Source organism: Nocardioides sp. zg-1228 (assembly GCF_017086465.1).
In the GTDB taxonomy this organism is placed as follows: domain Bacteria; phylum Actinomycetota; class Actinomycetes; order Propionibacteriales; family Nocardioidaceae; genus Nocardioides.
Genome location: NZ_CP070961.1, coordinates 3040216 through 3056664, shown reverse-complemented (window position 1 = coordinate 3056664; position 16449 = coordinate 3040216). Strand labels below are relative to the sequence as shown.

Here is a 16449-nt window from a genome sequence, read left to right as displayed (position 1 = left end):
CTGCCCGCGCGCGAGGGGTTACCGTGGGGTAACCCACCCCCTCTCGACCCCGGGAGCGACGATGACCCCCCTGGCTCCGCGGACGGTCGTGCTCCACGGACACGAGCTGTCGTACGTCGACAGTGGCTCGGGGCCCGCGGTCCTCTTCATCCACGGCATCCTGGGCTCGCAGCGCCAGTGGTCCCACCTCGTCGACGCGGTCGACGAGGATCACCGTGTGGTGGTGCCCGACCTCTTCGGGCACGGCGACTCCGCCAAGCCGACGGGCGACTACTCGCTCAGCTCGCACGCCGCGACGCTGCGCGACCTGCTCGACCATCTCGGCATCGAACGGGTCACGCTCGTGGGCCACTCGCTCGGCGGCGGGATCGCGATGCAGTTCTACTACCTGTTCCCCGAGCGCGTGGACAGGCTCGTGCTCGTGGCGAGCGGCGGCCTCGGTCGCGAGGTCCACCTCGTGCTGCGCTCGGCCACGCTCCCCGGCGCCGCGCAGGTGCTCGGGGTGATCGCCTCCGCACCCGTCCTGGAGCGGGTCGAGGCGCTGGGCCGCGGAGCTCGGAAGGTCGGCTGGAGGCCCGGGGCCGACATCGGTGCGATCTGGCGCGGCTTCACCTCGCTCGGCGACCGCGAGAGCCGCCGGTCCTTCCTCGCGACCACCCGGGCCGTCATCGACATCGGCGGCCAGAGCATCAGTGCCCACGACCACCTGGGTGCCGTGACACCGCCGCCCACCCTGATCGTGTGGGGCTCGCGCGACCGGATGATCCCCGCCTGGCACGCGCTGAGCGCCCAGCGCGCACTGCCGGGCTGCCGGGTGGAGCTCTTCGAGGGCGCCGGCCACTTCCCGCACCTCGACGACCCCGACCGCTTCGCACGGGCGCTCCGCGAGTTCATGGCAGACGGCGACGCCGACACCAGCCCTGGTCCGTAACCGACGTTGTTACATAACGTGGTGCCAGCGAGGACGCGATCCCGGGAGGGCACGTGAGCAGCAACAGCCGACTCACCACGGCGATCCATGCGCTGTGCTGGCTCGAGCTGTCGGCGCGACGCGGCACCGCGACGCTGACGTCCGCGCAGGTGGCCGACAGCCTGCAGTCGCACCCGGTCCTCATCAGGCGCACGCTCGCGCCGTTGCGGGACGCGGGCCTCCTGAGGGTGGTGGGGCGCGGACCCGGGGCCGGCTGGCAGCTGGCCCGACCGGCCGGCGAGATCACGCTGCGCGAGGTGCACCGGGTGCTGGGCGAGGACCCGGTCTTCGCCCTGCACCCCCACCCGCCCAAGCCGGACTGCCCCGTCGGGCACGGCATCCCTGACGTGCTCGACCGCGTCTACCGAGACGCCGAGGAGGCGGTCGCGCAGGTGCTGCAGGGGCACACGGTCGCCGAGGTGCTCGACCGGATCCTGCGGGAGCGGCCGCTCCCGGCGTGATCCTCCTCCGGACGGGCGAGCCGACGCTCGGGCCTCGGTGTGCGCTCCGCCGCAGGCACGGTCAGGACGGCCTCGCCTCGTGGGGCGACGCGGCCGGGTGCTGCGAGCGTGCCGTCGGCTGCAGCCGGAGGTGCTGCCTCGTCGAGAGTCGGCGCTCGAGCGCCGGGGAGATGTCGTTGCGCCAGGTGGCGCTCCGTTCGAGCCGCTGCCTCGCGTAGCGACAGGCCGCCTCGTCGGCGAAGACCGCGCTCCACACGAACACGTTGTCGGCGCGCACCGGCAGCGCCGGGTAGTCGTTCTCCGCGGGCTCGGACCGGTACGTGGCAACCGGGACCTGCAAGCGTTCCTCCAGCTCGGCGTGGACGTCCGTGGCCAGCCATCGTGCGAGCTCGGGGTCCGGGTCGTGCCCGTAGACCGACACGGTCACCCACTCGTCGGACGGCGGCGAGCCCGGGTGCGCCGAGCGCGGCGCAGCCGGGCCACGCAACGGGTGCGCCGGTGACGTCGGGCGGAGGAGCAGGACGTCGTCGCTGTCGAGCATGGTGTCGTTCGCCGCGGAGCGGAAGCGTGCCCAGGTCGGCCCGTGGTAGAAGCCCTGCAACGCCTGGCGCCGCGCCGCCATGTCGGTGAAGCCGCGGAACCACACGAAGCGCTCGGCGTCGTCGCGGTCGAGGAAGACCCCGCCCACGCGCATGCCGGCGGCCTCCTGGGGCTCGATGAGCTCCCGCTCGAAGAGCTCGACCAGGTCGCCACGAGCTCCCGGCTTGAGCGTGTACTGGCGGAGCTCGACGAGGGCGGCGGCCGACATGCTGGACGGTGGCTTGGTCATGTGTCCTCGCTAGATCGTAACCAAAGTGATTACACACTGATGTGGCCATCGGCGCAAGGCCCGCCAGGGGTAGGTCCAGGCGCGACCTCAGGCGAGCGGGCGCGGGGCGGCGCCGCGCCGCCACTCGTCCGCGAGCAGCGCGAACACCAGCTGGGTCGCCCACTCGCCCTTGAAGTGCACACCGTCGACGAATCGGGCCTCCTGTCGGAAGCCGAGGCGCCCGAGCAGGCGGGCGGAGGCGTCGTTGCCGTCGATCACCACCGCGGTGATCCGGTGGAAGCCGAGGTCGTCGAAGCCCAGGCGCAGCATCGCGGTCGCGGCCTCGGCGGCGTAGCCGCGACCCTGGTGGTCGCCGTGGAGCGCGAAGCCGACCTCTCCCTGGCGGTCCGAGGCCCACTTGAGCAGCACCTCGCCGATCACGGTCCCCGTCTCGCGGAGCTCGACGGCGAGGACGAGCCACTGGCCGTGGGCGAGGAGCTCGGTCTGGGTGAGCTTGACGCGCAGGGTCTCCTCGGTGGCGGCCCGGTCGCGCACCGGCCACGGCACGTGGCGCACGACGTCGGGGTCGGAGTGGAACGCGGCAAGGTCGTCGAGGTCCTCCATCCGGTGGGGGCGCAGCAGCAGCCGCTCGGTCTCGACCGGGAGGTCGAGGGCCAGAGGCGTCACAGCGTGAAGTGGTCCGGCGCGAGGCTGCGCAGCACGCAGAACTCGTTGCCCTCGGGGTCGGCGAGCACCGTCCACGACTCCTCGCCCGTCTGCCCGATGTCGGCGTGGGTGGCGCCGAGGGCGAGGATGCGCTCGACCTCCTCCTCCTGCGAGACGTCCACCGGCGAGACGTCGAAGTGCGAGCGGTTCTTGACCACCTTGTCCTCCTCCACCTGCGCCAGGAAGATCGTCGGGCAGACCGGTCCGGAGCGCACGGCGTCGAGCAGCGCCTGGTCCTCGACCCGCGCGGGGCCGATCTCCACGAGGCCGGGCTCGCGGTGGAGGACGTCCCAGCCGAGCACGCCGCACCAGAAGTCGGCGAGCCGGTCGGGGTCGTGGCAGTCGAGGGAGATCTCGGTCAGTCGGGAGGCCATCTGGCGATTGAAGCACCTCAGAGGCGGCCGTGCTTTGATGACGAGGTGCGCCTCATCCTCAACGTGGTCTGGCTGGTCTTCGGCGGCTTCTGGCTGTTCGTCGGCTACCTGGTCGCCGGCGTGCTGCTCTGCATCCCGATCATCACGATCCCGTGGGCGATCGCGTCGTTCCGCATCGCCGTCTACGCGCTGTGGCCGTTCGGCCGCACCGTCGTCACGAAGCCCTCGGCGGGCGTCGGGTCGTTCCTGGGCAACGTGATCTGGTTCGTGCTGGCCGGTTGGTGGCTCGCCATCGCCCACATCGTGTCGGCGGTCGCGCTCGCGGTGACGATCGTCGGCATCCCGCTCGCTCTCGCCGACCTCAAGATGGTCCCGATCTCGCTGGCACCGCTCGGCAAGGACATCGTGCCCACGCAGCGCGGCGAGTTCGACGCCTACGCCTGACGGGCGGCGTACGCCGTCGCGATCTCCGCGCCCAGGCGCGCGTTGTGCTCGACGAGGGCGATGTTGGCCGTCAGCGAGGCTCCGTCGCTGATCTCGACGATGCGTCCCAGCAGGTAGGGGGTGGCGTCCTTGCCGGTGATGCCGAGCGAGTCCATGTCGGCCAGGGCGCGGTCGATGATCGCGCCGATCTCGTCGGAGGGGATCTCGGACCCGGCCGGGATCGGGTTGGCGACGACGACACCGCCGGCCAGGCCGAGGTCCCACTTGGCCCGCACCAGGTCCGCGACCTCGGCGGGCGAGTCGACCCGCATCGGAGCGGCGAAGCCCGACGAGCGCGAGTAGAACGACGGGAACTCGTCCGTGCCGTAGCCCAGCACCGGCACGCCGAGGGTCTCCAGCTTCTCCAGGGTGAGCCCGATGTCGAGGATGCTCTTCACCCCGGCGCAGACGACGGCGACCGAGGTGGTCGACAGCTCGGTCAGGTCGGCCGACACGTCGTACGACGTCTCGGCGCCGCGGTGCACGCCGCCGAGCCCGCCGGTCACGAACACGCTGATGCCGGCCAGGGCCGCGAGCCGCATCGTGGAGGCGACGGTCGTGGCGCCGTGGAGGCCGCGCGACACGACGTAGGGCAGGTCGCGCAGCGAGACCTTGACGACCGAGTCGTCGGAGGCGAGCAGCTCGAGGTCGTCGGGGGACAGGCCGATCCTCGGCCGGCCGTGCAGCACCGCGATCGTCGCCGGCACGGCCCCGCCCTCGCGGACGATGCCCTCGACGGTCCGCGCCATCTCGACGTTCTGCGGGTAGGGCATGCCGTGGCTGATGATCGTGCTCTCCAGCGCGACGACGGGCTGCCCGGACGCGAGCGCGTCGCGGACCTCGTCGGTGACGGTCAGCATCGGGGTTCCTCCCTCAGGGCGTCGGCCAGGTCCGGCCGGACGGTGGACGGGCTCTCGACGGTGGCGGCGGCGGCACGGTGGCCGAGCCGGGCGGCGGTGACGGGATCGGCGCCGCGCAGCCACGCCGCCACCCACGCGGCGAGCATCGCGTCGCCCGCGCCGGTCACGTCGACCACGGTCGCCGGCGTGGCCGCGAGGTGGACCGGCTCGGCGCCGCGACTGCACATCCACGAGCCCGCCGAGCCCTGCCGCAGCCACACGTGCTCGACACCGCGGTCGTGCAGCTCGGCGACGGACCCACGCCAGTCGGCGGCCGGGCGACCGGTCAGCGCGGCGACCTCGTCGGCGTTGGGGGTCACGAGGAACAGGTCGTGCACCAGGTCGGCCAGCCGCGCGGCCTTGGCCACGGAGACGGGCTCGAACGCGAGGGGCACGCCGGCCGCGGCCGCCGCGGCCACGACCCGGGCCGCCTGGGCGTGGGCGAGGTTGCCGTCGAGCACGACGAGCGCGGCGTCGGTGAGGTGGACCGTGTCGAGCACCAGCTCGTCGACGATCGCCATGTCCGAGACCGCGGCCACGAGCTCGCCGCGGTCGTCGAGGACGGCCGTGTAGGTGCCGGTCGCGCCCGGCACCCGGCGTACGGCACCCACGTCGGCGCCACAGGCGGCGGTCACCCGCAGCGCCTCGTCGCCGAACGCGTCGTCGCCGACCGCCGACACCAGCCGCACCGGAGCGCCGAGCAGGCCCAGGCAGGCGGCGATGTTGCGGCCGACGCCGCCGGGGGAGATCCGGGTCCGGCCGGGGTTGCTGGTCGCGGCGACGAGCGGCGCGGACGTGCGCGCGACGACGTCCATGTTGGTCCCGCCGACGACCACCACCCACTGGCTCACGGGGCAGATCCTGACATGCCCGGGGCCGACTCAGAGCTCGTCGTCGACGTACGTCGCCCGCGCCACGCGTACGCCGGCCAGCGTCAGGGGCACGGCGGTGAGCGCCAGCAGCACCAGCACGAGCGTCCAGTCGCCCGTCGCGTCGTGGACCAGACCCACCAGGAACGGGCCGATCGCGGCGAGCGCGTAGCCCACCGGCTGGACGAACCCGGAGAGCTGCGCCGTCACCGACGGGTGGCGGGTGCGCGCGGTGATGAGCGCGATGGAGGTGGGGAAGGCCAGCCCGGCGTAGCCGAGCATCAGGGCCCACAGCCAGGGGGTCGTGGCCGGGGCGAGGAGGAGTCCGGTGTAGCCGCCGGCGAGGAGCACGCCGAAGGACACGGCGAGCGCCCGGAGCCCCCGCCCGCGGTCGATCACGGTGGGGAGCACCAGCGCGCCGGCGATGCCGACGCTCGACAGCAGGGCCTGCAGCGCCCCGGCGTGCGAGGCGGAGATGCCCGCGTCGCGGTAGATCTGCGGCACCCAGCCGAACTGCACGTAGGCGTGCATCGACTGCACGCCGAACAGGACGGTGAGGGCGACCGCGGTCGGGGAGTGGATCATCCGGCCGTCGGGCGGCGCGTCGCCGCTCACCCGGTGCTCGGCGGGGGAGCGCCGCTCGCGCAGGGCCAGCCAGCCCCACAGCGGAAGGGCGACCGCGGCCAGGATGCCCCACGTGCCGAGACCGGCGCGCCACGAGCCGGCGGCCTCGGTGACGGGGGCCGTCACCAGCGTGGCGAACGTGGCGCCCACGACGAGCCCGGTGCCGTAGACGGTCATCAGCGCGACGGTGTGCCCGCGGGCCTTGATCCAGGCCGGCACGAGGACGTTGCCGACGGCCAGCCCGGCCAGGCCGACGACGGTGAGCAGCAGGAAGAGCGGGGCGTCGTCCACGGTCACCCGCAGGAGCAGGCCGGCGGCCGCCACGGCGAGGCCGAACGCGATGCCCGCGCTGATACCGACCTTGCGGGCGAGGCCGACCGCGAGGGCGCCGGCGAGGCCGAAGACCAGTCCGGGCACCCCGGTCAGCGCCCCCGCCACCTCGGCACCCATGCCGAGCCCGACGCGTACCTCCTCCAGGACCGGGCCGATCGAGGACGCTCCCGGCCTCAGGTTGACCGAGACGAGGACGACGGCGGCGACGAGCACGCCGAGCCCGAGCCCCGAGGCGCGCGGGGCAGCGCGGGCGCGGTCGTCAGCGCGGTCGTCAGCGCGCGGCACGGGCAGCGATCCTGGGCAGCACCAGGAGGGCGCCGAGGACGAGGGTCGCCACCACGACGAAGGGCAGGGCGGTGCCCTGGCCGCCGGCCTGACGGAGCACCATCCCCCCGGCCAGCGCGCCCAGCCACACGAGCACGCCGGACGAGATCGCGGAGGGCGGTCGCCGGGTGGCGGCCAGCGCGGCCCAGGCGAGGAGGGTGCCGACGAGGAACGGCCAGGCCGTGGTCCACCAGCCGGCGACGCTGAGCGTGTCGTAGTGGCTGAGCCGCCCGACGACCGCGAAGACGCCGACGAGGACGAGGTCGATCACGAGCCACATGCCGTCAGCCTAGGCAGCACTAGTCTCGGAGCATGTCCTCGCCCGCGTCCCGCCCAGTCCGTGGGACGCCGGTGGGACCGGGGGTCGGGCGCGAGCTGAGGTCGGGCGTCCACTGGGGCGTGGCCCACGGGCTGCCCATCCTCGTGCTGCGCCGTGCGGCCGGTCGCGGCGACCTGCAGGCCCGGCTGGTCAGGGTCGGCGCGACGGGCACCGACGAGGTCTTCGACCTCATCGAGGAGATCCGGTCGCACGGACCGCTCTACCGCTCCCGGCTCGGCCACGTCACCACCGACCACGCGGCCGTGCGCCACGTGCTGACCAGCGACGACTTCCGTACGGGCCTGCCGACCGCGCAGGGTGCGCTCGGCCGGGTCACCCGCTGGGCCGCCCCCGACTCGCTCCACCCGGTCGAGCCGCCGTCGCTGCTGGTGACCGAGCCGCCCGACCACACCCGCTACCGCCGGCTCGTCACCCGCGTCTTCACCATGCGCGCCGTCGAGCGGCTGCGGGCGCGCACCGAGGAGATCGCCGCCGACCTGCTCGACTCCCTGGCGCCCCGCGCGACCGGCCCGATCGACCTCGTCGAGACCTACTGCGCGGTCCTGCCGGTCACCGTCATCGCCGAGATCCTCGGGGTGCCCGAGCGCGACCGGGGCCAGGTGCTCGCCTTCGGCTCGGCCGCTGCCCCGAGCCTCGACCTCGGGCTGGGCTTCTGGCGCTACCGCTCGGTCAGCCGGGCGCTGGCCCGGTTCGACGACTGGCTCGGCGAGCACCTGGAGTCGCTGCGCCGAGACCCGGGCGACGACCTGCTCAGCCAGCTCGTCGCCGCGCGCGAGGAGGGCCGCGGCCTCGACGAGACCGAGCTCAAGGCCACGGCGGGGCTGGTCCTGGCGGCCGGCTTCGAGACGACGGTCAACCTGCTGGGCAACGGCATCTCGCTGCTGCACGACCACCCCGACCAGCGGGCCGCGCTCGCCGCCGACCCGTCCCTGTGGCCCAACGCGGTCGAGGAGGCGCTGCGCCTCGACCCGCCCGTGCTGCTGACCGGCCGGATGGCGGTGCGCGACACCGAGGTCGGCGGCGCTCCGGTGCGCCGTGGCGCGATGGTCACCGCGATCCTGGGCGGCGCCAACCGCGACCCTGCCGTCTTCACCGACCCCCTGCGCTTCGACGTCGCACGCCCCAACGCGCGCGAGCACATCTCCTTCTCCGCCGGCCGGCACCACTGCCTCGGCGCGCAGCTCGCCCGGATGGAGGGCGAGGTCGGCCTGCGGGCGATCTGGGAGCGGTTCCCCGACCTGCGGCTCGAGCCCGGCGCCGGTCGCCGCGAGACCCGCATCCTGCGCGGGTTCGAGCGGCTCCCGGCCACGTTGCGTCCCTGACCCGGCCGTCGGCGGGTACGTTCCCCCGGTGCCGAAACGAGGAGCAGCCCGCCTGCTCGTGCTGCTGCTCGCCGCGACCTTGCTGTCCGTCGTCGGCCCGGCCGCCTCCGGTCCGGCCTCCGCCGCCCCCGCGGAGGAGTGGGTGCCGCGGCCGGTGCTCAACCTCGACTTCCCCGACCCCGCGGTGGTCACCACCCCCGGCGGCCTGGTCGCGTACGCCACCGGAGACCTCGTGCCGCACGCCTGGTCGCGGCAGCCCGACGGCCCGTGGCGGCGCGGTCCGAGCCTGCTGACGCACAAGCCGTCGTGGTCGCGCGCCGGCGGCGTGTGGGCGGTCGACGTGGCGCGGGTGCGCGGACGGTGGCTGCTCTACTACGCGACGCCGGTGAAGGGGATGGGCGAGCACGGCCGCTGCATCGGCGTGGCCCGGTCACGCTCGGCCCGCGGGCCGTTCCGCCCCGTCGGCAGCGCGCCGCTCGTGTGTCCGTCGTACGCCGGGACGCCGCTGGCGCAGGATCCGCTCCTGCCGCGCGACCCGACCCTGCCACGGGCCGGGGTGATCGACCCGTCCTGGTTCCGCGACGTCGACGGCACGTCCTACCTGCTCTACAAGACCGACCGGATCCCCTCCACCATCCGAATCGTCGCGCTCACCCGTGACGGGCAGTCGGTCAGGAGCGGCGCGACGAGCCAGGAGCTGCTGCGCTCCGAGGGGGTCCTGGAGAACCCCGTCCTCACGCTGCGGCCCGAGGGCTACGTGCTGTTCGCATCCGAGGGCGACTGGACGCGCTGCGGCTACCGCACCACCTGGCGACGCTCGCCCGCCCTGCTCGACTGGTCGACCGCCACGGGCGGGGTGTTCCTGGACACCACGACCACCGGACTCTGCGGTTCAGGTGGCGCCGACCTGGTCGAGGGCCGGCGCGGCGGCCTCATCGCGTTCCTGCACGGCTGGACGTGCCGCGGCACCGCGCTCCCGTGCGCCGGCAGGGGCAAGTGGGACCACAAGCCGCGCCAGCGGGGCCGGCGGGCGCTGTACGCCGCCCGGCTGGGCTGGGCCGACGGTGTGCCGCAGGTCACCTCCTGGCTCCGCGCCCGCTGACCCGGGCCCGCCCTAGGCTCTTCGGATGGTCTCCGAGTGGGACGCGCACACCTCCCTGACCGCCGCCGGCGACGGCCTGTTCGGCGCCGAGCTCGACCCCGGCTGGATCGTCGGGGGCGGGGTCAACGGCGGCTACCTCCTCGGCGTCGTGGGCCGCGCCATCGCCGAGACGGTGCCCACCAAGCCCCACCCGCTCGCCGTGAGCGCCCACTACGTGTCCGCCTCGCGGCCCGGGCCCGCCCAGGTGTCCACCCGCGTGCTCCGCGAGGGCGGCTCGGTCGCGACGGTGGCCGCCGAGCTCGGCCAGGAGGGCACCACCCGCATCTCGGTGCTGGCGACCTACGGCGACCTCCGGGCGATGCCCGACGACGTGGACACCACGGCGGAGGAGCCGGTGCTCCCGCCGCTCGAGGAGTGCGTGCCCGCCTCCACCGCCCCGGAGGACGTACGACGCCTGGCGCCGATGATGGAGCGCTTCGACATGCGCTTCGACCCGGCCTGCGTCGGCTGGGCGATGGGCGAGCCCAGCGGCAAGGGGCACATCCAGGCGTGGTTCCGGATGGCCGACGGCCACGACGTCGACCCGGTGGGTCTGCTGATGGTGTGCGACGCCCTCCCGCCGGTCACCTTCGACCTCGGCCGGCCCGGCTGGGCCCCGACGCTCGAGCTCACCGTGCACGTCCGGGGCGTCCCTGCGCCCGGCTGGCTCACCGTCTCCCACCGCACCCGCAACGTGGCGGGCGGGATGTTCGAGGAGGACTGCGAGGTCTGGGACTCCGCCGGCCGGCTCGTCGCCCAGAGCCGCCAGCTGGCGATGCAGCCGCGCCGCTGACCTGCGCACTGTCCGTTGAGTCTCCTAGCGACTCAGGTGCTCCCGGCGACCGACGGTTCATCAAGGTATGTCGCTGGACCCGCACTTCCCTCGATCAGCTCACCGTGGGAAGTGCGGGTTTCCCTGCATACCTTGATGAACCATCAGCACCCCGGGAACGCGACCCCGGCGACCCCGAGCACCGGCGGCCGGCTCAGCGGTCGAGCCACCGCCGGTCCATGGCCACGATCCAGCGGCGGCGGGGATGCTCGGTGACCGACCAGATCCGGTCGGTCGAGGGCCAGTAGGACAGGTCCTCGGGCCCCATCGGGAGCGCCCAGCGCCGCTCGCGCATCGAGCCGGGGCGCCCGGACCACACGCTGCCGGGCGTCAGCCGACCGCGCGAGACCGAGACGTGGTAGCGCCCACCGGCCATCACCGCCCCCTGCATCTGCCGCACCCCGCCGTCGTCGACCGCGAGCGGCCGCGAGGAGCCGTCCTCGCCGGTCGCGAGCTGCCACGTCTCCGGGTCGAGCTCGTAGCGGGCCAGCCTCCGCGTCGCGTCCCGGTGCAGCGCGTACTCGCCGGCCACCAGCGCCGGCGGGTCGGAGTGGCGGTCGAGCGACATGAACGAGTAGCGCAGCTTCTCGTGCCCCTCGTCGGCGGAGGCCCGGTAGGTGAAGCGCACCGGCAGCACGTAGCGGTGGCCGTAGGAGTGGAGGGTGGCGCCCTCGATGCCGAACCGGTCCTGGTGGTCCTCGTCGCCGGGCACCCGCATGATGTCGTCGACGCGGGCGGTCACGAACCCCCGGGCCGTCGCGGCGACATGGAGGTAGGGCCCGGCCCACACGATGCCGCCGGCGTGGATGCTCATCGGGCGCAGCGTGAGCGCACCGGACTCGTCGAGGACCGGCACCACGAGCAGCACGTGGCGGTAGCGACGGGAGTCGAGGTCGACGACGCTGACCCGCGAGCCGCGCTTCACGCCGTCGCGGCCGGTGGAGTACCAGGTCGTCACCAGGACCCGGCGCCCGGCGATGTCCTCGGTGTCGGAGGCGTCGGCGCTGGTCGAGATGCCCTGGGGGTACCACTGCACGTCGCGCTCGTCGTAGGAGTCCCAGCGGTACGCCTCGCGCACCGCCCGGCCGAGCAGGCGCGGCGCCCGGGATCGGCGCAGGTCCCACTTCAGGTCGTCGAGCAGCCCGTCGAGCCCGGCCGGCTCGCCCAGCACCTCGGCGAGGGCCGCGATCTCGCGGACGTTCTCGTCGGTGCGCCTCAGGTGCACCCCCACGACGTCGGGCGGCTCGGAGGCGGTGGTCATCCTCCGACCCTAGCCAGCCGCGGGCGGTGGACAATGCTCGCGTGAGGGCGATCTTCTTCGACGAGGACGACGCGCAGGCGGTCGTCGCCCGGCTGCGCGCCGACGGCTTCGAGGCGCACGTGGAGCGCGAGCGGCTCGCGGGCGAGGACGACGACGAGGACCATCCCTGGGCGGTGCTCAGCGATGCCCCGGCGTTCATGCTGGAGGTCCTGGTCGACGTCCATGACGGCTGGCTCGACGAGGACGGCCACGACGCCCCGTCGTCCGCACCGCCGCCCGCGCTCGACCTGCCCACTGCTCCCCGCCGGATCAAGCGTCCCGACCTAGGCTCTGAGTCATGACCGACCGACGCATGCTGCTCGTCCACGCCCACCCCGACGACGAGTGCATCAACAACGGCGCCACCATGGCGCGCTACGTCGACGAGGGCGTCGGCGTCACCCTCGTCACCTGCACCGCCGGCGAGATGGGGGAGGTGCTCGTGCCCGAGCTCTCCCACCTCGCCTACGAGGAGCAGGGCGGGCTCGGCGAGCACCGCCGCGGTGAGCTCGACGAGGCGATGAAGGTGCTCGGCGTCACCGACCACCGCTTCCTCGGCGGGTTCGGCCGCTTCCACGACTCGGGCATGGCCTGGCACGAGGAGGGTCACGCGGTCGCCGCGGACACGCTGCCCGACAACGCCTTCTGGAACGCCGACCTCACCGAGGCCGCCGACGAGCTGGTCAAGGTGATCCGCGAGGTCCGCCCGCAGGTGCTCGTCACCTACGACCAGTTCGGCGGCTACGGCCACCCCGACCACATCCAGGCCCACCGCGTCGCGATGTACGGCGCGCAGCTGGCGGCCGTGCCGTCCTACAAGCTCGACCTCGGCGAGCCCCACGACATCGCCAAGGTCTACTGGACCGCGATGAGCGAGTCGCGGATGCGCGAGAGCCTGCGCCAGCTGCGCGAGTCCGGCGACACCGAGACCTTCGCCGGGATGGACCCCGACGGCAAGCTGCCGCCCTTCGTGACCCCGGACGAGCTGATCAGCGCGCGCGTGGACGGCGCGGCCACGGTGCAGCGCAAGATGGACGCGCTGGCCCAGCACCGCACCCAGGTGCAGCAGGACGGCGGGTTCTTCGCCGGCGCGGAGAGCGGGCACTCGTGGTGGTCCGACGAGTACTACCGCATCGCCAAGGGCACGCCGGGCGCCCCGGGCCCGGACGGCTTCGAGGAGGACCTGTTCGCGGGTCTGTGAGGGCGCTCCTCGTCCCGGTCGCCCTCCTGGTCGGTCTGGTCTCGGGCGCAGCCGGGACGCTCGTGCACCAGCGCTGGTGGGGACTGCTGCTCGCGTTGGGGGCCGCCGTGGCCGTCCTCGGCTGGCTGCCGGCGGGCGCCCCGCGACTGGCCTTCGCGCTGGGCTGGTGCGCACCGGTCGCGCGAGGCGCCCTCGAGGGGCCCGGCGGCGGCCACCTGATCTCCGCGGACGCGGCGGGGTGGTCGTTCCTGGCCGGATCGGCGGTGCTCCTCGGGGTCGCGCTGGCCACGGTCGGGGCGAGTCGTCGTACGCCCGCGGCTCGCGCCGACGATCCCGGGGTTCGCGGCCTGCCCTCCTAGACTCGCCGCGTGCCGAAGAACCAGACCAGTGCCGCGCAGCCCCGGGAGAAGGCCGGCGCGTCCGTCGTGCTGTGGCTCCTCGTCGGGATCGTGGTGCTGTTCGGCGGTCTCTACGCCGCCGCGCACTACGTCGCCGGCGACAAGGTGCCGCGCAACACGACCGTCGCCGGCGTGCGCATCGGCGGGCACCCGCAGGAGGAGGCCGCGGAGCGGCTCCGCGCCGGACTCGCCGACCGGGTCGCCCGCGACATCGCCACGACCGTCGACGGCGAGCAGGTGGCGGTCGACCCGGCCACGGCCGGGCTGTCGGTCGACTACGAGGCCTCCGTCGCCGAGTCCGGCGGCGAGCGCAGCTGGGACCCGGTCCGGCTCTGGGACTACTTCACCGGCGGTGACGCCTCCGAGGCGGTGGTCGAGGTCGACGAGGCCGCGTACAACGCCTTCCTCGCCGAGCTCGACGAGCAGCACGGTGAGGCCCCGCGCGACGGCGCGATCGCCTTCGCCGGCAACCGGCTCGAGACCACCGACGCCCGCGCCGGTCGCGCGCTCGACCCCAGCGACACGCTGGCGGCGCTCGAGTCCGCCTTCCTCGAGGAGGAGCCCGACGTGGTCGCCCTCGAGATGGTCGAGGTGCAGCCCGACATCGACGCCTCCGACGTGCAGGAGGCACTCGACGGGTTCGCCTCGCCGGCCGTCGCCGCGCCCGTCGTCCTGCGCTTCGAGGGCTCCGACGTGAAGGTGTTCCCGGCCGACTACACCGGCGCCCTCTCGCTCGTGCCGACCGACGGCGAGCTGGTGCCCACGCTCGACGCCGCGGTGCTGTCGGAGGTGGTCGCGGGCACGGTCACCCAGGGCGCGCCCGTCGACGCCTCCGTCGCGCTGGTCGGCGGCAAGCCGCGGGTCGTCCCGGCCAAGCCGGGCGTCACGTTCGACCCCGCCGAGCTCGAGGCGGGGTTCCTCGACGTCGTCGCCAAGCCGCAGGGCGAGCGCACCCTGGCCCTCACTGCCAAGGTCGCCAAGCCCGACTTCACGACCAAGGACGCCCGCGCGCTCCGCGTCCGCGAGCGGGTCTCGACCTTCACGACCTACTTCCCCTACGCGGAGTACCGCAACGTCAACATCGGCCGCGCCGCCGAGCTCATCGACGGCACCCTGCTCAAGCCGGGGGAGACCTTCTCGCTCAACGACACGGTCGGCGAGCGCACCGAGGCCAACGGCTTCACCAAGGGCTACGTGATCAACGACGGCATCCTCGTGCAGGACCTCGGCGGCGGGGTGTCGCAGATGGCCACCACCCTCTTCAACGCGATGTTCTTCGCCGGCCTCGAGGACGTCGAGCACAAGCCCCACTCGTTCTACATCGACCGCTACCCGGTGGGCCGCGAGGCGACCGTGGCCTGGGGTGCGGTCGACCTGCGCTTCCGCAACGACACCCCCTACGGCGTGCTGATCGACACCTCCTTCACCAACTCCACGCCGTCCTCCTCGGGCGCGGTGACCGTGACGATGTACTCCACCAAGCACTGGAAGATCACGTCCACCACGGGCGAGCGCCACAACCTCACCAAGCCCGAGACCCGTCGCATCGACTCCCTGACGTGTCACGCCAACCAGGGCTTCGGCGGCTTCGACATCGACGTCGTACGCCGCTTCGAGCCGGTCGGCGACAACACAGAGACGCGCGAGGACGAGGTCTTCAGCACCACCTACATCCCGAGCGACACGGTGATCTGCACCAACCCCGACGCCGTCGACGAGTAGCCGGACCGCGCCTAGGGCGCCAGCCGGTGCAGGTCCCTCGGGAAGAGGGTGACCTCGCGGACGTTGGCCGCCTCCACCAGGCGCGCCACCCACCGCTCGAGCCCGATCGCGAACCCGCCGTGCGGCGGCATCCCGTGCCGGAACGCCTGGAGGTAGGCGTCGTACGCCGCGGGCTCCTCGCCGCGCGCCCGGATGGCCCGCTCGTAGTCCGCCGGCCGGTGCAGCCGCTGGCCGCCCGTGACCAGCTCGAGGCCGCGGAACAGCAGGTCGAAGCTGTTGGACCAGCGCTCGTCCCCGGGCTGGGGGTGGGTGTAGAAGGGTCGCTTCGTCATGGGGTAGCCCTCCACCGCGAGCAGCTCGGAGCCGTGCTCGGCCAGCGCCCACGCACCCAGCGCCCGTTCGTGCTCGGGTGACAGGTCGGGCTCGTCGGCCGGCGCGCCGACGATCGTGAGCGCGTCCGCGAAGTGCACGACCGGGATCTGCGCCGGCACGACGGGCAGGCGAGCGCCGGTGAGGTGGAGCGCTTCGTCCTCGTGGCCCAGCGCCTCGACCATCCCGGAGAGCACGTCGCGCAGCACGGCCAGCACGTCACGGTGGTCGCGCACGAAGCCGAGCTCGACGTCGAGGGAGCGGTACTCCGCGAGGTGGCGCACCGTGTCGTGCGGCTCGGCACGGAACACCGGGCCCACCTCGTAGACCCGCTCGAAGACGCCCGACGAGCTGCTGCTTGTGGAACTGCGGGCTCTGGGCGAGGTAGGCCGGGCGCCCGAAGTAGTCCACCTCGAAGACGGACGCGCCGGACTCGGTCGCCGACGCCACCAGCTTGGGGGTGGCGACCTCCGTGAAGCCCTTCGCGTCCAGGGTCGAGCGGAAGCCCCGCAGCGAGGCGGCGGCGAGCTGCCAGCGCGCCCGCTGGCCAGGGTGGCGCCAGAGGACGGGCGCGTGGTCGAGCAGCGTCGGCAGCGACACGTCGAGCGCGGGGCGCCACAGCTCCGCCGGCGGGGTGGCCGCGTCCGAGGTGAGCGCCTCGACCCGGGCGTCGGTGACCTCGACCCCGCCCGGCGCCTGGGGCGTGCGGGTGGCGGTGCCGGTGACCCGGACGGTCGTCTCCTCAGGAGGCACGCTCGCCCCCGGTGGCAGCACCACCTGGGCAAGACCGCTGCGGTCGCGCAGCACGAGGAAGGTCACGCGCGACAGCTCGCGGCGACGGTGCACCCACCCCTCGAGGGTCACGGTCGAGCCGGGCTCGGCGGCCGGGAGCGATGAACAGAGCGATCTCATGATGTCCTCCAGTCGGTGTCGGCCCTGGAGGTGTGGGCGGG

General features: G+C 73.8%; 18 protein-coding genes and 1 pseudogene. 10 read left to right on the top strand and 9 right to left on the bottom strand.

Going from position 1 to position 16449, the window contains the following annotated elements; all coding sequences use genetic code 11:
• Positions 1-61 precede the first annotated feature (61 nt).
• On the top strand, positions 62-931 hold the full coding sequence (locus JX575_RS14740; protein ID WP_186340568.1) for an alpha/beta fold hydrolase: 870 nt from the start codon (positions 62-64) through the stop codon (positions 929-931).
• Positions 932-984: 53 nt separating this feature from the next.
• Positions 985-1431 carry an Rrf2 family transcriptional regulator gene (locus tag JX575_RS14735; protein ID WP_186340569.1) on the top strand — a complete coding sequence of 149 codons (447 nt, stop codon included), beginning with the start codon at positions 985-987 and terminating at the stop codon, positions 1429-1431.
• 61 nt (positions 1432-1492) lie between these two features.
• Here JX575_RS14735 and JX575_RS14730 read toward each other — a convergent pair whose 3' ends face one another.
• From JX575_RS14730 to JX575_RS14720, 3 genes are all read right to left on the bottom strand, one after another.
• Positions 1493-2260, bottom strand: coding sequence for an NIPSNAP family protein (locus JX575_RS14730; RefSeq protein ID WP_186340570.1), 768 nt, complete (start codon positions 2258-2260; stop codon positions 1493-1495).
• Positions 2261-2347: 87 nt separating this feature from the next.
• The gene (locus JX575_RS14725; RefSeq protein WP_241005182.1) at positions 2348-2926 is read right to left on the bottom strand and encodes a GNAT family protein; all 579 of its coding nucleotides are present in this window, start codon (positions 2924-2926) and stop codon (positions 2348-2350) included.
• Positions 2923-3339 (bottom strand): VOC family protein, encoded by a 417-nt coding sequence (locus JX575_RS14720; protein ID WP_186340571.1) that lies wholly within the window; start codon positions 3337-3339, stop codon positions 2923-2925. Before JX575_RS14720 ends, JX575_RS14725 begins: the two co-directional genes overlap by 4 nt.
• 45 nt (positions 3340-3384) lie before the next feature.
• On the opposite strand from JX575_RS14720, the gene JX575_RS14715 reads away from it, so the two are divergent.
• Entirely contained in the window at positions 3385-3783 is a 399-nt protein-coding gene (locus JX575_RS14715; protein WP_186340572.1) for a YccF domain-containing protein, read from the top strand.
• On the opposite strand, the gene JX575_RS14710 is transcribed toward JX575_RS14715, so the two are convergent.
• The 4 genes from JX575_RS14710 to JX575_RS14695 are packed head-to-tail and all read right to left on the bottom strand — an operon-like array spanning position 3774 to position 7151.
• Positions 3774-4682 (bottom strand): pseudouridine-5'-phosphate glycosidase, encoded by a 909-nt coding sequence (locus tag JX575_RS14710; RefSeq protein ID WP_186340573.1) that lies wholly within the window; start codon positions 4680-4682, stop codon positions 3774-3776. The genes JX575_RS14715 and JX575_RS14710 overlap by 10 nt on opposite strands.
• Positions 4676-5572, bottom strand: a complete 897-nt coding sequence (locus tag JX575_RS14705; RefSeq protein WP_241005181.1) for a carbohydrate kinase family protein — start codon at positions 5570-5572, stop codon at positions 4676-4678. Before JX575_RS14705 ends, JX575_RS14710 begins: the two co-directional genes overlap by 7 nt.
• A gap of 30 nt (positions 5573-5602) precedes the next feature.
• The gene (locus JX575_RS14700; protein WP_186340574.1) at positions 5603-6832 is read right to left on the bottom strand and encodes an MFS transporter; all 1230 of its coding nucleotides are present in this window, start codon (positions 6830-6832) and stop codon (positions 5603-5605) included.
• Entirely contained in the window at positions 6819-7151 is a 333-nt protein-coding gene (locus JX575_RS14695) for a DUF3054 domain-containing protein (RefSeq protein WP_186340575.1), read from the bottom strand. The genes JX575_RS14700 and JX575_RS14695 overlap by 14 nt, the downstream gene beginning before the upstream one ends.
• A gap of 32 nt (positions 7152-7183) precedes the next feature.
• Between JX575_RS14695 and JX575_RS14690 the strand changes: the two genes are divergently transcribed.
• From JX575_RS14690 to JX575_RS14680, 3 genes are read left to right on the top strand one after another with little or no spacing between them, the layout of a single operon-like run.
• The gene (locus JX575_RS14690) at positions 7184-8533 is read left to right on the top strand and encodes a cytochrome P450 (RefSeq protein WP_186340576.1); all 1350 of its coding nucleotides are present in this window, start codon (positions 7184-7186) and stop codon (positions 8531-8533) included.
• Positions 8534-8561: 28 nt separating this feature from the next.
• Positions 8562-9635 (top strand): family 43 glycosylhydrolase, encoded by a 1074-nt coding sequence (locus JX575_RS14685; protein WP_186340577.1) that lies wholly within the window; start codon positions 8562-8564, stop codon positions 9633-9635.
• Positions 9636-9660: 25 nt separating this feature from the next.
• Entirely contained in the window at positions 9661-10467 is an 807-nt protein-coding gene (locus tag JX575_RS14680) for a thioesterase family protein (protein ID WP_186340578.1), read from the top strand.
• A 193-nt stretch (positions 10468-10660) separates the two neighbouring features.
• Here JX575_RS14680 and JX575_RS14675 read toward each other — a convergent pair whose 3' ends face one another.
• Positions 10661-11767 (bottom strand): hypothetical protein, encoded by a 1107-nt coding sequence (locus JX575_RS14675; protein WP_186340579.1) that lies wholly within the window; start codon positions 11765-11767, stop codon positions 10661-10663.
• Positions 11768-11808: 41 nt separating this feature from the next.
• Between JX575_RS14675 and JX575_RS14670 the strand changes: the two genes are divergently transcribed.
• Genes JX575_RS14670 through JX575_RS14655 form a run of 4 tightly spaced genes read left to right on the top strand, consistent with a single transcriptional unit; the run spans position 11809 to position 15127 of the window.
• Positions 11809-12108, top strand: coding sequence for a hypothetical protein (locus JX575_RS14670; protein ID WP_241005180.1), 300 nt, complete (start codon positions 11809-11811; stop codon positions 12106-12108).
• Positions 12105-13007: an N-acetyl-1-D-myo-inositol-2-amino-2-deoxy-alpha-D-glucopyranoside deacetylase gene (mshB, locus tag JX575_RS14665; protein ID WP_186340581.1), complete on the top strand. Its 903-nt coding sequence runs from the start codon at positions 12105-12107 to the stop codon at positions 13005-13007. Before JX575_RS14670 ends, mshB begins: the two co-directional genes overlap by 4 nt.
• Positions 13004-13366 carry a hypothetical protein gene (locus JX575_RS14660; RefSeq protein ID WP_186340582.1) on the top strand — a complete coding sequence of 121 codons (363 nt, stop codon included), beginning with the start codon at positions 13004-13006 and terminating at the stop codon, positions 13364-13366. Before mshB ends, JX575_RS14660 begins: the two co-directional genes overlap by 4 nt.
• Positions 13367-13375: 9 nt before the next feature.
• The gene (locus JX575_RS14655; protein WP_186340583.1) at positions 13376-15127 is read left to right on the top strand and encodes a VanW family protein; all 1752 of its coding nucleotides are present in this window, start codon (positions 13376-13378) and stop codon (positions 15125-15127) included.
• Between the two features lie 11 nt (positions 15128-15138).
• Here the strand turns inward: JX575_RS14655 and aspS are convergent.
• A pseudogene (gene aspS, locus JX575_RS19900) lies at positions 15139-16408 on the bottom strand (aspartate--tRNA(Asn) ligase).
• Between the last annotated feature and the right edge of the window lie 41 nt (positions 16409-16449).